Source organism: Chryseobacterium limigenitum, from assembly GCF_900114875.1.
In the GTDB taxonomy this organism is placed as follows: Bacteria; Bacteroidota; Bacteroidia; order Flavobacteriales; family Weeksellaceae; genus Chryseobacterium; species Chryseobacterium limigenitum.
The window spans coordinates 1-18,963 of record NZ_FPKW01000023.1 but is presented as its reverse complement, the minus strand read 5'-3'; the positions used below and the strand labels follow the sequence as shown (position 1 = coordinate 18,963).

21 protein-coding genes are annotated in these 18,963 nt (G+C 33.8%); 11 read left to right on the top strand and 10 right to left on the bottom strand.

Annotation, left to right across the window (positions count from 1 at the left end; genetic code table 11):
• Nucleotides 1-203: 203 nt before the first annotated feature.
• Entirely contained in the window at nucleotides 204-1,400 is a 1,197-nt protein-coding gene (locus tag BT156_RS19105) for a VWA domain-containing protein (protein ID WP_072412532.1), read from the top strand.
• A gap of 78 nt (nucleotides 1,401-1,478) precedes the next feature.
• Here BT156_RS19105 and BT156_RS19100 read toward each other — a convergent pair whose 3' ends face one another.
• Entirely contained in the window at nucleotides 1,479-2,684 is a 1,206-nt protein-coding gene (locus tag BT156_RS19100) for an NAD(P)/FAD-dependent oxidoreductase (protein WP_072412531.1), read from the bottom strand.
• Between the two features lie 115 nt (nucleotides 2,685-2,799).
• Between BT156_RS19100 and BT156_RS19095 the strand changes: the two genes are divergently transcribed.
• Entirely contained in the window at nucleotides 2,800-3,180 is a 381-nt protein-coding gene (locus BT156_RS19095; protein ID WP_072412530.1) for a SpoIIAA family protein, read from the top strand.
• 49 nt (nucleotides 3,181-3,229) lie between these two features.
• The gene (locus BT156_RS19090; protein WP_072412529.1) at nucleotides 3,230-3,706 is read left to right on the top strand and encodes a Dps family protein; all 477 of its coding nucleotides are present in this window, start codon (nucleotides 3,230-3,232) and stop codon (nucleotides 3,704-3,706) included.
• A gap of 40 nt (nucleotides 3,707-3,746) precedes the next feature.
• Here BT156_RS19090 and BT156_RS19085 read toward each other — a convergent pair whose 3' ends face one another.
• Nucleotides 3,747-4,940, bottom strand: a complete 1,194-nt coding sequence (locus BT156_RS19085) for an MFS transporter (RefSeq protein ID WP_228430194.1) — start codon at nucleotides 4,938-4,940, stop codon at nucleotides 3,747-3,749.
• Nucleotides 4,941-5,079: 139 nt separating this feature from the next.
• On the opposite strand from BT156_RS19085, the gene BT156_RS19080 reads away from it, so the two are divergent.
• A complete protein-coding gene (locus BT156_RS19080) occupies nucleotides 5,080-5,940 on the top strand; it encodes an AraC family transcriptional regulator (protein ID WP_072412528.1) in 861 nt (286 codons plus the stop codon).
• A 103-nt stretch (nucleotides 5,941-6,043) separates the two neighbouring features.
• Here the strand turns inward: BT156_RS19080 and lipA are convergent, their stop codons facing one another.
• Nucleotides 6,044-6,910, bottom strand: coding sequence for a lipoyl synthase (gene lipA, locus BT156_RS19075; protein ID WP_072412527.1), 867 nt, complete (start codon nucleotides 6,908-6,910; stop codon nucleotides 6,044-6,046).
• Between the two features lie 108 nt (nucleotides 6,911-7,018).
• Between lipA and BT156_RS19070 the strand changes: the two genes are divergently transcribed.
• Nucleotides 7,019-7,651, top strand: a complete 633-nt coding sequence (locus BT156_RS19070) for a hypothetical protein (protein WP_072412526.1) — start codon at nucleotides 7,019-7,021, stop codon at nucleotides 7,649-7,651.
• A 123-nt stretch (nucleotides 7,652-7,774) separates the two neighbouring features.
• Here the strand turns inward: BT156_RS19070 and BT156_RS19065 are convergent, their stop codons facing one another.
• Nucleotides 7,775-8,335, bottom strand: a complete 561-nt coding sequence (locus BT156_RS19065) for an RNA polymerase sigma factor (RefSeq protein ID WP_072412525.1) — start codon at nucleotides 8,333-8,335, stop codon at nucleotides 7,775-7,777.
• A gap of 295 nt (nucleotides 8,336-8,630) precedes the next feature.
• On the opposite strand from BT156_RS19065, the gene tyrS reads away from it, so the two are divergent.
• Nucleotides 8,631-9,926 carry a tyrosine--tRNA ligase gene (gene tyrS / locus BT156_RS19060; protein ID WP_072412524.1) on the top strand — a complete coding sequence of 432 codons (1,296 nt, stop codon included), beginning with the start codon at nucleotides 8,631-8,633 and terminating at the stop codon, nucleotides 9,924-9,926.
• A gap of 91 nt (nucleotides 9,927-10,017) precedes the next feature.
• Here tyrS and BT156_RS19055 read toward each other — a convergent pair whose 3' ends face one another.
• Together BT156_RS19055 and BT156_RS19050 are read right to left on the bottom strand one after the other, a co-directional pair.
• A complete protein-coding gene (locus tag BT156_RS19055) occupies nucleotides 10,018-10,446 on the bottom strand; it encodes a hypothetical protein (RefSeq protein ID WP_072412569.1) in 429 nt (142 codons plus the stop codon).
• Nucleotides 10,447-10,822: 376 nt separating this feature from the next.
• Nucleotides 10,823-11,269, bottom strand: a complete 447-nt coding sequence (locus BT156_RS19050) for a hypothetical protein (RefSeq protein ID WP_072412568.1) — start codon at nucleotides 11,267-11,269, stop codon at nucleotides 10,823-10,825.
• A 269-nt stretch (nucleotides 11,270-11,538) separates the two neighbouring features.
• Here BT156_RS19050 and BT156_RS19045 point away from each other — a divergent pair, with 269 nt between their 5' ends.
• The 3 genes from BT156_RS19045 to BT156_RS19035 all read left to right on the top strand — a co-directional run bounded on the left by BT156_RS19045 (nucleotide 11,539) and on the right by BT156_RS19035 (nucleotide 14,154).
• A complete protein-coding gene (locus BT156_RS19045) occupies nucleotides 11,539-12,177 on the top strand; it encodes an alpha/beta hydrolase (protein ID WP_072412523.1) in 639 nt (212 codons plus the stop codon).
• A gap of 115 nt (nucleotides 12,178-12,292) precedes the next feature.
• Nucleotides 12,293-13,618, top strand: a complete 1,326-nt coding sequence (locus BT156_RS19040; RefSeq protein ID WP_072412522.1) for a PDZ domain-containing protein — start codon at nucleotides 12,293-12,295, stop codon at nucleotides 13,616-13,618.
• Nucleotides 13,619-13,623: 5 nt separating this feature from the next.
• Complete coding sequence (locus BT156_RS19035; protein WP_072412521.1) at nucleotides 13,624-14,154, top strand: hypothetical protein; 531 nt, start codon at nucleotides 13,624-13,626, stop codon at nucleotides 14,152-14,154.
• On the opposite strand, the gene BT156_RS19030 is transcribed toward BT156_RS19035, so the two are convergent.
• The 3 genes from BT156_RS19030 to BT156_RS19020 all read right to left on the bottom strand — a co-directional run bounded on the left by BT156_RS19030 (nucleotide 14,151) and on the right by BT156_RS19020 (nucleotide 16,737).
• Nucleotides 14,151-15,182 (bottom strand): L,D-transpeptidase, encoded by a 1,032-nt coding sequence (locus BT156_RS19030; protein WP_170857343.1) that lies wholly within the window; start codon nucleotides 15,180-15,182, stop codon nucleotides 14,151-14,153. The two genes, BT156_RS19035 and BT156_RS19030, sit on opposite strands and share 4 nt — an antisense overlap.
• 110 nt (nucleotides 15,183-15,292) lie before the next feature.
• Nucleotides 15,293-15,769, bottom strand: coding sequence for a hypothetical protein (locus BT156_RS19025; RefSeq protein ID WP_072412520.1), 477 nt, complete (start codon nucleotides 15,767-15,769; stop codon nucleotides 15,293-15,295).
• Entirely contained in the window at nucleotides 15,766-16,737 is a 972-nt protein-coding gene (locus tag BT156_RS19020; protein WP_072412519.1) for a heme-binding domain-containing protein, read from the bottom strand. Before BT156_RS19020 ends, BT156_RS19025 begins: the two co-directional genes overlap by 4 nt.
• A 169-nt stretch (nucleotides 16,738-16,906) precedes the next feature.
• Here BT156_RS19020 and BT156_RS19015 point away from each other — a divergent pair, with 169 nt between their 5' ends.
• Nucleotides 16,907-18,019: a LytTR family transcriptional regulator DNA-binding domain-containing protein gene (locus BT156_RS19015; RefSeq protein WP_072412518.1), complete on the top strand. Its 1,113-nt coding sequence runs from the start codon at nucleotides 16,907-16,909 to the stop codon at nucleotides 18,017-18,019.
• A 370-nt stretch (nucleotides 18,020-18,389) separates the two neighbouring features.
• Nucleotides 18,390-18,698, top strand: a complete 309-nt coding sequence (locus tag BT156_RS19010) for a hypothetical protein (protein ID WP_072412517.1) — start codon at nucleotides 18,390-18,392, stop codon at nucleotides 18,696-18,698.
• Here the strand turns inward: BT156_RS19010 and BT156_RS19005 are convergent.
• A partial coding sequence (locus BT156_RS19005) for an integrase core domain-containing protein (protein ID WP_228430192.1) occupies nucleotides 18,666-18,963 on the bottom strand: 298 nt, incomplete at its 5' end. The two genes, BT156_RS19010 and BT156_RS19005, sit on opposite strands and share 33 nt — an antisense overlap.

Genomic DNA, 18,963 nt, shown 5'->3' with positions numbered 1-18,963 from the left:
TTCCAAAATTCACCAAGCGAAAATGCCATTTCACCAAGTCTCCGGATTTTCAGCTTTTATTTCAGATAATTTTACTGTAGGAATTTAAGGTAATACACTATGAAACATTGAAGTCAGATAAAATTAATTTATCCTACGAAGTGAATTATCCAAAAGACCTGCAAGTTCAATATTACAGCAGATAACCCCATAAAATATTCATTATGACAACTTTTAAAATTTTAACATTAGCAATAGGAACAGCATTTTTAAGTGCTCAAAATCCTTCACAAGTTGGCTGCATCAAAAGAAATCCTGCAGCTACAGCACAAAGGAATTTCGTTCAGAATGAAGATCCGAAACCTTCAATTATTAGTAAAGACAATAAAATTCAGGTTGCATTGTTGTTGGATACTTCAAACAGTATGGACGGATTGATCGATCAGGCAAAATCAAGACTTTGGAATATCGTGAATACGTTGACGACTTTAAAATACAGCGGACAGGCTCCACAAATAGAAATTGCCCTTTACGAATACGGAAATGATGGATTGAAAGATGAAAATTATATCAGACAAGTCACTCCTTTAACACAGGATCTTGACTTAGTTTCAGAAAAATTATTTGCTTTGAGAACCAACGGCGGAAGCGAATACTGTGGAGCCGTTATTCGTGATGCATCGATGAATCTGAATTGGGACAAAAATGATAAAAGCATGAAGTTGATCTATATTGCAGGAAATGAACCATTTGATCAGGGAAAAATCAATTATAAAGAGGTAATTTCTACCGCAAAAACAAAGAAAATCTATACGAACACGATCTTCTGTGGAAACAGAGATGAAGGAATTCAATCATTCTGGCAAAACGGAGCTTCTTTGGGTGACGGAAAATATTTCAATATCGACAGCGACAGAAAAGTGATCTATATTGAAACTCCTTACGATGCTAGAATTTCAGAATGCAACGCAAAACTGAATGACACTTATATTTATTATGGAAGCAGAGGCTCGGAATACAAGACCAAACAGATTACTCAGGATAAAAACGCTGAGGTTCAGTCCGCTTCCAATGCTGTTGAAAGAACGGTAGCAAAATCTAAAAAGAATGCTTACAACAATGAACATTGGGATTTGGTAGACCGCGCGGAAAAAGACGTTAATTTTATCACGACCGTAAAAGAAGATGAGCTTCCCGCCGAATTAAAAGGAAAAAGCAAGGAAGAAGTGAAAAAAGCTGTTGCCGTAAAATCTGCTGCCCGTGATAAAATTCAAAAGGAAATTGAAGAATTATCTAAAAAACGTCAGGATTTCATTGATCTCGAAATGAAAAAACGAGGCAGTACAGATTCCGATGATCTTGGAAAAGCTATTGAGAAATCTATTCTTGAATTGGCTAAAAGAAATGGATATAGTTATTAATTGTTGGAAAAGCTGCCTGAACTGGGCAGCTTTTCTATTAGAATTTTCGGGCTTCGGCTTCGCCGAAGCCCGAAAATTCTACCTTCCAAACTTAAAATATCTGGACAAAAGATGTTTCTTACTTTTCATAAACTGAGAAGCCATTTCCATTCCGGTGACTGAAAAAGTGATTCCGTTTCCTCCGAAACCAAGAACAAAATAAGAATTTTTAAATTTTGGATGTTCACCAATGTACGGAAGCCCGTCTTTCGTTTCTCCGAAAGTTCCGGCCCATACAAAATCGGTATAAAAATGATAATCGGGCTTTATTTTCTTTAAAACTTTTAAAATCTCCTTTTCCTTTTTGTCGAGTAAAGCATCACGTTTTTCTGGATCTTGGAAGTCTTCATCTCCGCCACCGATCAGCATTCTGCCATCATCGGTTGTACGCATGTAGATATAAGGTTCATCGGTATTCCAGACCAATGTGTCTGTTATATTTTTAAACTTATCATGATCAATTTCAGAAACGACTGCGAAAGTACTTTTTAAATCAACAAAGTCTTCTTTAATTAAATCCTTACTTTCGTAACCAATACAATAAATAATTTTTTTCGTTTTTATCTGAGGACCGTTTGTTGTGGAAACCAAATTATATCCTTTCAAATATTTAACTGATTTCATTTCCGTTTTATCGAAAATTTTCAACCCTTTTTTTACATTTAAATCAAATAATTCATGGGCAAATTTAAAAGCATCGATACTTGCTCCCTGTTTTGACACAATACCTCCGAAAGTATTTTCAAAACCGAATTTATCTAATATTTCTTTAGCTTCAAGCCATTTTACATCAAATCCGGCTTCTTTTCGGGCTTCAAATTCCTTTTTTAACCAAGAAATATCTTTCTTTTTTGATGCAAAGTATAAAGATTTTTTTCGCTTAAAACCTGCTTTGGAATTAATCTTTTTAGTCAGTTTTTCAATAATATCAATTGAATCTGAACAGGCTTTATAACTTGCAACTGCCCCCTTCTCTCCTATTTTTTTGATCAATTCATAAAGAGGAACATCTATTTCATATTGTAGCATTGATGTCGTTGCTGAGGTACTTCCGTTGCAAATTTCACGTTTATCAATAAGTATTGTTTTGTAGCCGTCTTCTATCATTTGATGGGCAATTAAACTTCCTGTAATTCCGCCTCCGATAATTAAAACATCACATTCTTCTTCGGATTTCAAGGATGGATATGACGTCATCAATCCGTTTTTCAAAAGCCAAAAAGGTTCATTAGATTTTAAATTCATATTAATATTTTAAATCAATTATAGCAATAATTATGACTTTTTTAACGCCAAATCAATATTTATGGTTTAATTATTGTTATTTAACATAATCTAAAACCACACTAAAATATATACTATGATAACGATTATTCCAGAAGCTCCGGAAAATGTTGCGGCTTTTAGTGCCACCGGCGAAGTGACAAAAGAAAATTTTGAAAATCTTGTAATTCCACACGTAAAAAAGAAAGTTGAAGAGTTCGACGAGCTTAATTATCTCCTCTATCTCGACACAGATCTTGGTAATTTTACGGCGGGAGCATGGTTGCAGGATATGTTGTTAGGTTTAAAAAATCTCACAAAATGGAACAGAGCTGCCATTGTAACCGACAATGAAGGCGTACAGAATTTTACTGATATTTTCAGTGTTCTGATGCCGGGCGAATTCAAATCTTTCCCGAAAGAAAATTTATATAATGCTTTATACTGGTGTAAAAACGGTAATGAAGTAGAGGTTTAATTTCAATTTTCTTTCATTTAATCATCAACACTCATAAAAAATAAATAATATGAAACCCAATTTAGGCATCACAGACAAAAACCTGAAAGCTATTCATGGTATTTTAAATAACGTTCTTGCGGACGGGAACATTCTTTACATCAAATTGAGGAAATTCCACTGGAATTTATCGGGTGATAATTTCATGGAACTTCATTTACTTTTTGAATCACAATATACTGCGGTTGCTCAGGGCATAGATGATGTTGCTGAAAGAATCAGTACATTGGGAGGAACTGCAATCGGGACAACTTCCGAATTTGCAAGCCAATCTCAACTAAAGGAAACTCCGGGGAAAGTCCCTACTAATCAGGAAATGCTGAAAGAACTGGTAAGTGATCACGAATCAATTGTAAGAGCATTAAGAAAATTTGTAGATGACACGGACGAAAAATATAAAGATGCCGGAACCTCTGATTTCTTAACAGAACTGATGCAAGAGCATGAAAAAATGGCTTGGAAGCTCAGAAAATATTTCAAAGATTAAATCCAAAATAAAGAAGAGAAGCAATTGCTTCTCTTTTTCGTTATTTATCACATGGAACGCATTCCACATTCAGTTCTTCTGATTTTGATGATCGGTACAGATACATGTAACGTATGCTGATGATCAATCCGATCAACGTCATTCCAACGCCGACCAATGAAGGATAATTGAATGATAATCCATGCTCCAAAGGAATTCCGCCAAAGAAAGCGCCCATCGCATTCGCTATATTAAAAGCGGCCTGCATAAAAGCGGCCGCCATCATTTCACTTTTAGGCGCTGCTTTCATCATCATAATGTTAATTGGTGCAGCGACAGACATTGATAAAGCTCCGCAGATAAAGGTTAAAGTCAACGCCAGACTTTGATATTCAGAAAGGAAAAATACACCTGCCAATGAAGTCATCATTAAGAAAAGCAGTAACGAACAGGTTTTCTCATGACCTAATTTATCCGATAAAAATCCGCCCGCTAGATTCCCGACAACCATTCCGGCTCCGGCAAGAATCATTACATAAGCCATCTGACTGCTTTTAATCCCTGCAACAATGGTCATTAAAGGAGTAATGTAACTGAACCATGTGAAAAGTCCTCCAAAACCAATCGCAGTGATCATTAATACCAACCAGGCCTGTTTTCCTTTTAGGAATTTCAATTCTTCAAGGAAGTGAGTGTCTTCATTTCTATCCATTGCAGGAAGCCATAGTTTTAATGAAACTAAAGCGATCAAACCAATTACAGCGACAATCGCAAAGTACCATCTCCAGTGAAAAGTATGCCCAATATAAGTCACCAACGGAACCATCGCGAGATTGGCCACCGTAAGTCCTGTAAACATTAATGATATATAAAATGCCTCCTTCCCTTTTCCGGCAAGCCTTGATGCTACAACAGTTCCCACTCCGAAAAACGCCCCGTGTGGCAGACCAGACAAGAATCTGATGATCAACATCGATGTGTAATTTGGCGCAATAGCCGATAAAGCATTGAATATGGTAAAGATGATCATCAGTGTCATCAATACTTTTTTAGGCGGAAATTTTACGGAATACCCAATTAATATTGGCGCTCCGATCACCACTCCCAACGCATAAGCAGATATTAAATGTCCTGTTTCAGGAATTGTAATCTGCAACGTCTTTGCAATATCAGGCAGCAACCCCATCACCGTAAACTCTGTAGTTCCGATTCCCAATCCACCTATTGCCAGTGGAATTATCCTTTTATCAATCATCCCGATACTATTTTACTATTTTAAAGATGCAAAATTCGCAAGAAATAATCTTTTATACTTTAACTGAAATGATATAAATTTGCTCTGTATTAACCTTTTTAGTTAATTTAAAAATCATAATCAATCAAAACAGAACCTAATGAAAATCCAGAAAGAAATTATTGAATTTGAAGACGGAAGATCTTTTAAGCTGTTTTCACCATCCCTGAAAAACTGTTTTTTCTGGCATTATCACCCTGAAATAGAACTTGTTTATGTAGAAGCTTCAAACGGAATCCGTCATGTCGGGAAAAATATTTCTGATTTTAAGGAAAGTGAACTGCTTTTAATAGGTTCCAATGTCCCCCATCTTAATTTTGATTATAAAATACAGACGGAGTGCAAACAGTTGGTTCTGCAAATGCGCGAAAATTTCCTGCAAGACCTTATTTTTCCCGTTCCTGAATTTGAAAATATCAAACATCTTTTAGACCGTTCTTACCTTGGATTATCTTTTTCAGGGGAAACAAAAAAAATTGTTGTCGAAAAACTTCATCGTATAAAAGATGAAAATTCTTTCGAATCTTTAATTGGTTTAATTGAAATTTTAAATATTCTCGCTCATTCGGATGAAGTAAAGGAACTTAATAATGAAGATACCCGAATAAAGTGGTTTTTAAACGATAAAATCAGGATGGGAACTATTTATGACTACATCAATGAAAATTATGATAAGAAAACCAACGTCAATGAAATTGCACAAATCGTAAGCTTGAGTACTCCTGCTTTTTGTCGCTATTTTAAAAAGCAAACCAATATGACTTTCACCGATTTTGTGAATAATTACAGAATTAATCAGGCTAAATTATTATTGCTGCAAAATTCCTGTATCACGGAAATTTGTTTTCAGGTGGGTTTTGAAAGTCTTTCTTATTTTAATAAATTATTCAAACAGCATGTTGGAAAAACGCCTTCGGAATTTAAAAAGAAGCATTTGAATAAGGTTGAAGGGATGATTTAATTTTTTGATGAGATTGCTTTACTTCGACAGGCTCAGTACAGGCTCGCTTCGCTCCTCGCAATGACAAAAGAAAATCGCTCCGAAAACGAAGCGATTTATATTTTTAGTGAATATGTTTTTCTGCGTGATAAGAACTTCTTACAAGAGGCGAACTTTCAACATGTCTGAAACCTAAACTTCTTGCAAAATCCCCGTATTCATCAAACTCTTCCGGTGTAATGAATTGTTTAACAGGCAAATGTTTCTTAGTAGGCTGTAAATACTGACCTAAAGTAATTACGTCTACATTTGCGTTTCTGATGTCTTCAATCGTTTGGAAAACCTCATCTTTTGTTTCCCCTAAACCAAGCATCATCCCTGTTTTGGTTCTTCTTTGTCCGGCTTCTTTCAAGTATCTTAAAACTTCAAGGCTTCTTTCGTATTTTGCCTGAATTCTTACTTCTCTCGTCAGACGTTTTACGGTTTCCATGTTGTGAGAGATCACTTCGGGAGCTACATCAACTAATCTGTCAATATGTTTTGTTAATCCCTGAAAATCAGGAATTAAAGTTTCCATTGTTGTTCCGGGAGAAATTCTTCTTACAGCATTTACGGTTTCACCCCAAAGGATTGAACCCATATCTTTCAAATCATCACGGTCTACAGAAGTTAAAACGGCATGCTTAATCTTCATTAATTTGATGGAACGGGCTACTTTTTCAGGTTCATCCCAGTTTACATCCATTGGTTTTCCCGTTTTTACCCCGCAAAATCCACAACTTCTTGTACAGATGTTTCCTAAGATCATGAAAGTTGCTGTTCCTTCTCCCCAACATTCACCCATATTTGGGCAGCTTCCACTCTGGCAAATCGTATTTAATTTATATTTATCAACCAAAGTTCTTAATTCTCTGTAATTTTTTCCGGTAGGAAGTTTTACACGAATCCATTTTGGTTTTTGAACGGTAGTATCTTGAACTAAATTTTCCATTTATTTCTCAAATTGAAGGTTCAAAGTTAAGGATTTTTTTATCGAAACAATCAAAGACCGGCATTGATAGAACAGATAATTTCGTAAATTTAAACCTTACTATTTCCTATGAAGACAACATTTTGCTTTCTATCCATTATTTTCAGTACATTTTGTTTTGCTCAAAAAGAATTTCAGCCGAAAAGTTCAGAAGTCATTCAAGCTATTGACGGTGATCTGGATGGCGATAAAATCCCTGAAAAGGTGATTGTATACAACACAAAAGATACAACCGATTTTGGAAATATCCGTGAACTTCAGATTCTGAAAAAAGTTAATGGAAAATGGAACATCCTGGAAAAATCAAGAAACGCAATTCTTGAAAGCAGAGGTGGCGGAATGATGGGAGATCCTTACCAAGATATGGAAATAAAAAAGGGAATTTTGATGATCACTCAGGCGGGAGGAAGCAGCTGGAAATGGGGCTATACGGATAAATACAGGTTTCAGAACGGTCAGTTTGAATTGATTGGATATGATTCTACCTACGGGAAACCTGAAGAATATTTTTCAAGTGTAGAGTTTAACCTTTCAACCGGACAGCTTCATTTCGAAAAAGAGGTTGAAAATACTGCCGAGTATGGAAAATCTAAAAAGGAAACTTTTATTAAAAAAGGAGTGAAAATTAATCTTCAAAATAGAAATCTGAAAGAGCAAAGAAAGATTACACTTCCTAAAACGAAGGAGGATGTTTATTTCTAATCATTAAAATTATCCGCAAAAATTGTCATTCTGACGAAGGAAGAATCTAAACTGTTGAAGCATGATTGAGATCTTTTCAGGATGACAAACAGAGCGTTAGATTGTTTTTAAAGAAAGAAAGAATTAATTATCCTCAAACTCATTATTTTTCAATAGCTCTGCTAAGACTTTTTTGGCGCGCATCACTCGAACTTTTGTGTTAGCAACGGAAATTCCGAGTTCTTCTGCGATTTCTTTGATACTTTTTTCCTCGAAAAATCTTAGCTTGATAATATCCTGATAATTGGCATCTAAAGATTCTATGGTTTTGATGATCTTTTTTTGCTCCTCATTAGAGATCATTAGCTCTTCGGGAGATTTTGCGTATTGATTTTTTACTTCATCCAGATTTTCGGTTGGATCTTGGTTTTCTCTGCTTTTCTTTCTCCAGAAATCGATGATTGTATTTTGAGCAATCGTTAAAATCCAGGTTTTAAACTGAAAATGCGGATCGTACATATCGAGTTTTGACAGTACTTTTGAGAAAACATTTACCGTAATTTCGTCTGCATCATTTTCATCCCCTACTTTTTTCATCACAAAAGAGAAAACATCCACCCAAAAAACATTAATGAGTTTGGTTTGAGCTTTCTGATCTTTTTCCTTGGCTTTGTTGATGAGAAGGAATAATTGTTCGTCGTTCATTACTAACAAATATAATTTATTTTGAGTAAAAAGGCAAATTTCATTTTGTACAGAATGACAAATTTTGTTGCAAAAATGATAATTTGAAAAGAGCAACCGCAGCCCTAGCCCAGATTGCAGCGGCATCCTTTTGGGTTGCGGGCGGAGCGAAGCGAAGCCCGTAACCCAAAAGATATAGCGGAAAGCTGGAAATTGCTCCTAATAATTATAAATGATAAGTTATGAATGATGAATGATTATCTACTTACCATCGAATTTATTATCTTTGCACATTAAATTTTAAAGAAAAAAATCAATGAATTCCTTTATAGAAGAACTAAAATGGCGTGGTCTTTTTGCCGATATGATGCCCGGAACCGATGAACAGCTGAATAAAGAGGTAACTACTGCATATATTGGTTTTGATCCAACTGCTGATTCTTTGCATATCGGAAGTCTTATTCAGATAAAAATTTTAGCACACTTTCAACAGCATGGTCATAAGCCGATTGCTTTGGTGGGCGGTGCTACAGGTATGATTGGAGATCCTTCAGGAAAATCTGCTGAGAGAAATCTTTTGGACGAAGAAACTCTTTTGCATTATGTTGACTGTCTGAAAAACCAACTTTCGAGATTTTTGAATTTTGAAGGAAACGAGCCTAACCAAGCTGAATTGGTGAATAACTATGATTGGATGAAGAATATCTCATTCCTTGATTTCGCTAAAAATGTTGGGAAAAACATTACAGTAAATTACATGATGGCAAAAGATTCTGTGAAGAAAAGACTTTCCGGAGACGCAGGTGTTGACGGAATGAGTTTTACGGAATTTACTTACCAATTGATTCAGGGATATGATTTTCTTCATTTATACCAAAATAATAATGTGAAGCTTCAAATGGGAGGTTCAGATCAGTGGGGAAATATCACGACAGGAACAGAATTGATTCGTAGAAAAGCTCAGGGTGAAGCGTTTGCATTAACAGTTCCATTGATCACTAAAGCTGACGGTTCTAAATTCGGAAAGTCTGAAAGCGGTGAAAATTACTGGCTAGACAAGAAGAAAACTTCTCCTTATAAATTCTACCAATTCTGGTTGAATGCTACAGATAGTGATGCTGAAAGATTCATTAAATTCTATACTTTCTTAAGCAAAGAAGAAATTGATGCTTTAATTGAAGATCACAAAACAGCCCCACACGAAAGAAAACTTCAAAAGAGATTGGCAGAAGAAGTAACGGTTTGGGTTCATGGAAGAGAAGAATTCGAAAAAGCATTGAAAGCTTCTGAAATACTTTTCGGACGTTCTACCGCTGAAGATCTGGTAAGTCTTGATGAGGAAACTTTTTTGGAAGTTTTTGAAGGAGTTCCCAAAAAAGAAGTAGCAAAGGCTGATGTTTTGGGAATCAATATCGTTGATTTACTTTCTGAAAAATCAGGTTTTTTGAAGTCTAAAAGCGAGGCTACAAGGGAATTGAAAGGAAATTCGATCTCTGTCAATAAAGAAAAAGTAAACGAGGTTTACACCGCTAATGAAACTGACTTAATTGATGGTAAATTTTTATTACTTCAAAAAGGAAAGAAAAGCTATTTTATTGTAAAAGTAAGTTAGTTTTATTAATTAAAAAATATAAAAAGGAATCCTGAAATCAGGATTCCTTTTTATGATATAAGAATAATGATTCTATATTTTATACGCTCATCTACAGCTGAACAGCAGATTGAGCAGTAAGAGCTTGTCCGGTAGATGTTACCTCCTTTTTCACGACTCCGTCCACCAATATCTGTACTTTTAGGTTAGAAGAAGCATTGGCTCCCGTTGCATTTACTTTAACCACCAAAATACCTCCTCCATCTATCTTGGTTTCCGGGCTTGTCCACACAGTACCACTTACTCCTGTAGCTTGTACGTTTGCTTCGCCATTAAAACCGTACATAGCACTGTTGATAGTAGAACCAGCAGATACCTCCGCTTTAAAAACTACATTGTGTGCTGTAGTAGGTGTTGATTTTTTTGGAGATTCATCATCACGATCGTGATCACATGAAATAAATGTGGTAAATAGGCTCAATACAACTAAAGATAAAAATCCTTTAATAGCATTTCTTACTAATTTTTTTTGTTTTGTCATTGTGTTTGTTTGTTTTGTCATTGTGTTTGTTTCATTTTTGATTAATAACATCCAAGTAACGGACTAAATAATTATTTTATTACATCTACCTATTTATTTTTCAGCCATTTAGATCTATCATAAAAAAATAAAATTCAATCTTGGTATACTTATTAATTAATTAAATTATAATTATTTCCATATTATTAAAAAATAACACACTACAATTTCAATTTGCATTTATTTTAATTTTAATGTTAATTTTTTCATAAACTTAAAGCCAGATAATATTTATAACAATCACGGGTATTTATCTCGGAAAAACGATGATATAATCGGAAAATAAAAAAACCACCCCAAAAAGGGTGGTTTTAATATAATTTAATTACTTTTTTTTCTAAAGTTCTAAGAAACTGTGTGCAATAGTAGCACTTTTTGTTCCCTGTCCTACCACAGTATCAGTTTTTGCAACTGCTCCGTCAATCCAAATACTTATGATAAGCTTAGAATCAGTGTTTAAAAGTTCTGCATTAGCTCCTAAGTTTAATTGTGACTGGCTTGAGTTTACGAAAAACTCTCCGCTAGACCACACCAGACCTGTAGGATTAAAAGTATTTTGCTGATTTGTTCCTACCTGAGTAACTACAGTCTTGAAATAACTGATAGGCGGAGGTGCAGTTGTACCACCATGAACTATTTTTGCTTCAAACTGAACAATGTGATCAGTAAACTCTTCGCCATCGTCATCTTTTTTACATGAATTAACTACAGAAATTGTGGAAAATAATACGATGAATAAAAAAGAAAGTCTAAGTAAACTTTTAAGGTTGTAAAATTGCTTCATTTCTCCAAATAGATTTTTTAATGTTTCAAATATAGGTTTTTTATCAATATAAAAATAACTTTTATGAAAAATTTCTAACAAAGATTTCTAAATAATATCAAATCAATAAAAAGACAACTTACAACCTTTTTATTATATTCATTACTATTCAAATATTGCTCAAAATGCTCATTATCAAATAATAAAACATCTATTCTAACACTTAATTTTTAAACAAAATAATGAAAATATAGGATTTCATAATATAATTTATTATTTATCTTTGTTATATGAATTTAGATTACATCGTAAGAGAACCTGAGAACATTTCATCAAATACTCCTATTCTTTTTATGCTTCACGGTTATGGAAGCAACGAACAAGACCTTTTCAGTTTCAGAGAAACGCTTCCCGCAGACTGGATCATCGTAAGTTTCAGAGCGCCGAGAGACACTCAGTTTGAAGGATATTCTTGGTTTGATATAGATTTTAATAATCCTGAAAATTTCATCGATACAGACCAAGCTAAAGAATCATTAAACAATGTATTGGAAAATATTCTGAAAATCGTTAACCATTACGGATTAACGGAAAGCAAAACTCATCTTTGCGGTTTCAGTCAGGGTGGTATTCTTTGTTATTCTTTAGCCTTAAAATATCCTGAAATGTTCAATTATGTAGCATGTTTAAGCAGTTTTCCCGAGGAAAAACTTCTGGACAACATTGTAAAAGACAAAAAAAAGCTGGAACACCTTAGATTTTTTATTTCGCATGGAAGTGATGACGCTGTCATTCCTTTAGAATGGGGAAGAAAAGCTGCCGATCTGTTGTATGATCTGAGTTGTTACTTTACTTTCAGAGAATATATGAGCGGACATGGCGTGAATCAGAAAAATTATATGGATCTGATGGAGTTTTTCTCAAAGTAAATCATTTTTACAAAAAACAAACCGTTTACAAACATTCATTATAAAATATTCAAACATTCTCAAAATTGGGAATGTTTTTTATTTCCCGTACGGATAATTTTACTAAATTCAGTAAATGAAAACACTGCATTTTATTATGATTTTATTCTTAAGCATTTTTGTAAATGCCCAGAATAGTTTTGAAATAAAAGATGCAAAAAAAACCGTCATCCCTTTTAAATTTATTAATAACCTGATCTTTATTCCGGTTACGATAAATGGTGTTGAACTTACTTTTTTACTCGATACAGGTGTGGCTGAGACCTTACTTTTCAGTTTAGAAAACAAGGAAATGAAACTCACCAATATCGAGAAAATAAAATTTTCAGGATTGGGCGGGGATCTCAGTATTGACGGCTTAAAATCTGACAATAATATTGGTGTAATCGGGAAAAACTGCATTAATAAATCGATGACCATTTATATTATCGTGAATGAAGAGTTCAATATTTCTTCTCATGTAGGAATTCCTGTAAATGGAGTTATTGGCTATCATTTATTTAAGGACAATCCTATTTCAATAGATTATGCTTCAAAGAAAATAACGATTTACGGTGATCGAAATCTGTTTCAAAAAAAGGTTAGAAAATCAGAAGAACTTCCCATAACCATTGAAAAAAGCAAGCCTTATGTTTACGCAGATATAGAAATGACCAACGAAAAGAAAAGTTCAAAATTATTAATCGATCTGGGAAACAGTGATCCTATCTGGCTTTTTCCGGCACTAATTAAAGATTTTGTGTATAACAGACCTAATATTGAGGATTTTTTGGGCAGAGGATTTAACGGAGACATTTTTGGGAAAAGAAGTAGAATTCACAACTTTTATCTTGGAGATTTTAAGTTTGAAAAACCGCTTACCGCAATGCCTGATGAGTATTCTATCCAGCATGTTCATTTGGTTGCGGATAGAAAAGGTTCTGTCGGAGGTGAGATCATGCGTCGTTTTACGGTTGCTTTTGATTATCCTAATCAGAAATTATATTTAAGAAAAAACAAGAGTTTTGACGACCCTTTCCATTTTAATATGAGCGGACTCGATTTCAAACAGGACGGGCTTCAATGGCAGCAAGATCTTGTAAAAATTGAAACGACTAAAACGACAAACTCGGTAAGTGAATTTAACCCGGGAGGCGATAAATTTCAATATAAGTTTGCTTTAAAACCTATATTTTCAATTTCCGGAGTGAGAAAAGATTCTCCCGGCGATAAAGCAGGCTTTAGAAAAGACGATCAGGTATTGACCATCAATGGAAATAAAACATCAGAAATGACCTTAGAAAGCATGATGGAGCTAATGAAATCTTACGAAGGCAGAACCATCAACATTGTTATACAGAGAAAAACGGAGAAGTTAACGTTGAGCTTTGAGCTGGAAGACCCTATCCCCTATCAAGAATAAAAAATATGCAAACCGAAGAAACAACATTAGATAAAATAAGAACCCGGCCGAGATTCAAAATGTTTACCCATTTGACCAAGGAAGAATATGCCGAAAATCTAAAAAAATATCTTGCAGAACACAAAGATGAATTTTCCGGAAACATCAACAAAGAAGTTGCAACCATATGCGTTGAAACCGAATACGATAATTACTGGAAACCCCGATTATCATTAAGAATAGAGATAGAAGACGAACAGACTGCCATCCGAGGGGTTTTTGGCCCCAGTTCAGCAGTCTGGACATTTTTCATGTTCTTATATTTCTCTTTTTCGATCTTTTGGATGGTTTTCTTCACAATGTATTATGTAGAAAAACAAATCAAAACCTTTGAATACCCGTGGGCACTACCCGCTTCATTTGTGATGATTTTCTTGATACTTTTAACGTATGCAGCAGCAAGATTCGGACAAAGCAAGGGCAAAGACGAAATGCAGAAACTCAGACGATTTGCCGAAGAATCTACATTGCAGTTTGAAAAAATTCAGGATAATTAAGGAGCAAGAGTCTTAGGATTCTCCGGCATTTGCTCAATTTGAGCTTTTGCCATTTTCATAGAATCCACTACCTTTTCTCTGTTGGCTTGTTCTTTTAAGATCTTTTCAATATTCGGTTCAATAAGTTTGCTCATTTCTTCTACAGAAATATTATTGGAATTAGGATCATCCAGTAATTTTCTCCATGGTTTTCTTGCACCCCACTTGTAATCTCCGAAAACCATTACGGCAGTTCCTTTTGCTTTTGTAGTGGCGCCTCCGGGATTAAGAACCCAAGTATCAGCGTAAGAATACAACCATTGTGCATCTTTCATTAACAATCTTAAGCATGAATGCGATGCAGGATAACCGGGAAGGTCATATTGATGCCATCCAATTCCGCCGGTATTGAAAATATTGAAATTATAAGGTAATTTCCATTCGCTGCTTACCGTAGAAGTAGATAATTTCTTTTTCCAGTTGGCAAACGTAAGTCCTCTTGTTGTCTGTGCTGCTTTTTTTCCCATACTCGTCGGTCCCCATTTCACTAAAGTTCCATTTGAATAAACACCATATGCCTGAATCGGGTAAGAAAAAATAACAAACTTTTTCACACCACTCAGTACATCCATCTGCATTGGGAAAGGCGAATAAGACATCAACGTCGTATCTATTTTTGCAGGAACAACCAAGGTATCGGCATTCCATTTATTTTTTGAATCTAATCTGTTTAAAGCTAAAATTGCATAACGCTCTCTCTCACTATACTTCTTGCTGAATTCAGAGTATATAGAATCTCTCATTTTTTTATCCTTTGGAAGAATAAAAGCATTATAAAAGCCTGTTTCCTGCATGGTTGGAGGTACAGATTCTTTCATTACCACAGAATCTTTCTTTAAAGAATCTGTTTTTACCGCAGGAGTTTCTGATGTAGAACTTGAAGTATCTTTTAAATTGTCATTAATTTTTTCAATTTCTTTCTTACATGAAATTAAGAATAACGCGATTATACAGCTGTATAGGAATGATCTTTTCACAAATATGTTCATTATAATAAGATTGGTCTTTTTTAGTTTTTCTACTCAATACAAATATCAGACCTAAAAATGGAATAATAATTATCCTTAATGAAAATACCGTAAAAATACGGTGGTAAGCGCTACGGTGAGACTGCCATTTTTTGAGAAAGGATTAAATTTTTCCTTTGATCATCAGTTTTATCATTCATTTTTGCCTTTTTTAAAGCCTTTCCTTGGAATATTTCGTATACATTAATTCCTTTATCAAGAAAAGTAATTTTTTCAACAGAAACAACCTCTTTGGGGATATTGGCACCAAACCACAACTCATCGGGTTTTTGTTTCCAGGTTACTTCGTAAAGAACTGCATTTTGGGGATAATTGGAATTAAAACTGGTTTTAGCATAATTAAAAGCAATATCATTTCCATATAAAGTCGACATCGTTTTTTCTTTCGGCTGAATAGTAGATGTGATAGGATGCATTAAAAGCGGATTTTCTTTAAGCTCATCACTTCGCTGAATGGACGCTTCTTCGTTAAGAACATTTTTAGAATTCTGTTGACAAGAAACCAATAATATAAATCCGAAAATTAAATAAAAACTACAATTTTTCATTTAGTATTAATTTTTTTAAGTTGAGAAATTAAATATAACGGTGGAGTAAAAACATAATCCCGATCTGCAACAGGCTTATGACATTCGATGCATTCCTGCTCAAAATTTGGAATATCTCCTCCATAAGGTTTCAAATCACTTCCTTTCCATCTCGCCCAGCCCCAGCCTTTTGTTTTAGAATACTTTTCGGTATTTTTAATCATAAATTCTACTGCTAAAAATTCACCTGAAGAAATATTTCCATCTTTTTGCGCCTGCTGTTTCCAAACCGTTTTTGCAAAGACTGCTCCATCCGGCCACGGATTTACTTTATGCTCCCGAATTGCTTTCACCGCAATCTCATTTCCAAAAATAATTCGCATCGTTCCGTTATCAAAACGGTCTGTTGTACTGATGGCTTTCCAGTTTCGATAATCCGGGAAATAGTGTATCCCATTCGGTGCATCTTTTATATGAGGTTTTTTCAACTCACCATTAACCCAAGAATTGTATTGCTTTTCCGCCTCTTTTATTTGAGAATCATCAGAAACTTTACGCGATGCAAGTGATAAAGCATAATTTTTCAACGTTTGAACCTGCTCCTGACTTAATTTTGCAGATGAATGAACAGCGGCATAACTCGGAAGAGGCATTTCACCAGACAACACTTTGTTGATCGCATAATAAATCGTTGAATTCTGTTGCGCTTTTGGCAAGGAATCCCATTTTGAAAAATTTAAAACCTCACGAGCTTCTTTAATATGAGACGTAACCAGAAAATTGGCAGGAGTAATTTTATCATACCATCTTAAATTCGTTTCTGAGGAATGACAGTCAAAACACGAGCTTCTCAAAATCGCATTAACTTCCTTTGGAACGTTGGTAAGGTTTTGCATTTTTGTTCCGTGATCAATTTTTTCAGGTCGAAAAAACTGTAGGCCGGCAAATCCGACAAGCAAAAACAAGATCAGTTTATTTCTATTTTTCATGAGATAATCATTTTATAGTTTATTTAAATTCTGAAATCAAAGCTATACAAAATCAACACCTTACCTTATTAAATTATTAATAAAAGGGAAAAACAAGACCTTAAAAGCGAATATTTCCTTATGAATAAATGAGTAATTTTGGAGCGAATTAGAAATTCTGCCATCATCAATGAAAAAGATCAATCTTTATACCCTTACTTTTCTCGCAATAAGTATTGTGATTTTACTTATCAGCTTTTTTTCTTTCCGATATTTATATTCATCTTCTAAAAAAGATGTTTTCGACAGTACATTTGAGGCAGGAAAAAGAGAAGCACGTGAAATTGGTAAATTGCTGGAGCTACAGCTTAAGCAAGGTCTTTCAAAAGAAACCGTTATTCAGAATCTTCAAAGCAGTATTGTCAATACAGATACTCAAAGCGGATTTATTTGTATGTACAATCAAAATGGAATTGAACTTTGTCATCCCAACCCCGCTTTAATCGGTCGCAAGGTTGAGAAAAACAGCTCAGAATTTATTTTAAATAATGACAAACAGTTTGATTTTCTTGAAATTCTAAATTCCGGGAAAGCTAGTACAGGAATACACAATTTTAATAGAAACTCAAACCGCACCTCTGAAATTGCAAGTTTTTATCCGGTAGAAGGCAGCAACTGGATGGTAGCTTCACATGCCAATATTGATGTAATCGAAAAGCAGATTTCTGATTTATATTTAACTTTTTCAGTTGTATTCCTAATAACCAGTTTATTAATTCTCGGAATAAGTTTTTTTCTGATCCGAATGATTTATAAAAAATATGAAAATCAGAAAAATGATGAAATTAAAAACCTTAATGATGAAGTCAATTCTTTAACAGCAATCAATACACAGCTTCATTTAATTCATGAAAAACATAGAAAAGATAGTAACAATTTCACAAGTGAAGAATCTTCTGAAAATTCAAAGAAAAGAATTATTACTTATTATAAAGATGAATTAATCTCTTTAGAAACCTCAGATATTGCTTACTTCTTTCTTGAGAACAATATTGTTTACATTAAAACATGCTCAGGAAATCAATATTCAATCAACTCGAGTCTTGATGAATTAATTAAAACTTTGGATCAACAAATATTTTACAGAGCCAATCGTCAGTTTATTATTAATGTAAAAGCGATTAATAATATTCTTGTGTATGGCAAAAACCAGTTAAAACTTGTGGTAAAACCTGAAAGTGATGAAGTAATACTTATTAGTAAAAACAGAGTCGCAGAATTCAAAAAATGGCTGGAACAGTAAACATTTTTTCTGTTTAAAAACATCAAGCTATATAAAACAAAAAACTCTTCAAAATACATTGAAGAGTTTAAGATTATAAGAATAGTTTCAGAACAAAGGTAGCAACTCCGCAAGTTATTACTAAATTAAAAAAAAGTAATTCCAAACGATATATCACATATTGTAAGAGTTAAAAGTCTTAGATTGAGTCCTTAATCTTCAAATCTGTATTAAAAAACAATAACTAAAATTTAAAATATTAGGGAATAAATAATTTATTACATAATAATTAAAGAATAATTTAAAACCACTCTGTTATTTTATTGAATATTTAATATAAATGCATTTTCAATAGTAAATACTTGTAAATTAGCATTCATATCAATCAAATATGAAAAATACAAAACTATCTATTATGATTACTGCATTTGCAGTTCTTCCGTCTGTCCATTTATTCTCACAGGATAATGAGAAATTGATAAAAGATTACATTTCTCAAAATAAAATCAGAGAATATCAAAAATCTGATCTCGCTAATTTTATAATTGAAAATGTTGATGATTCAAAATCATTAAATGGAAATGTTGTAAAATTTCAGCAAACGTATAATGGGTATCCTGTCTATAGTGAACTTGCAACTATTTTTGAGACAAAATTTATATACTCTTTATGCTACATTTTTAGATTGATTAGACATTAAATTTTGATACTCTTTTATGGTTAAATTTCCTAAAGCCGAATGCCTTCTGTGAGTGTTGTAAAATGTTTCTATATATTCAAACACAGAGTTTTTAGCATGATCTCTAGTTTCATATTTATTTTGATAGACAAGTTCGGTTTTCAGAGTTTTGAAAAAGCTCTCAGCTACAGCATTGTCATAACAATTTCCTTTTCCGCTCATGCTTCGAGTAATGTTTTTTCCGACTATTGATGTAAATTCTGTACACGCATATTGTATCCCTCTA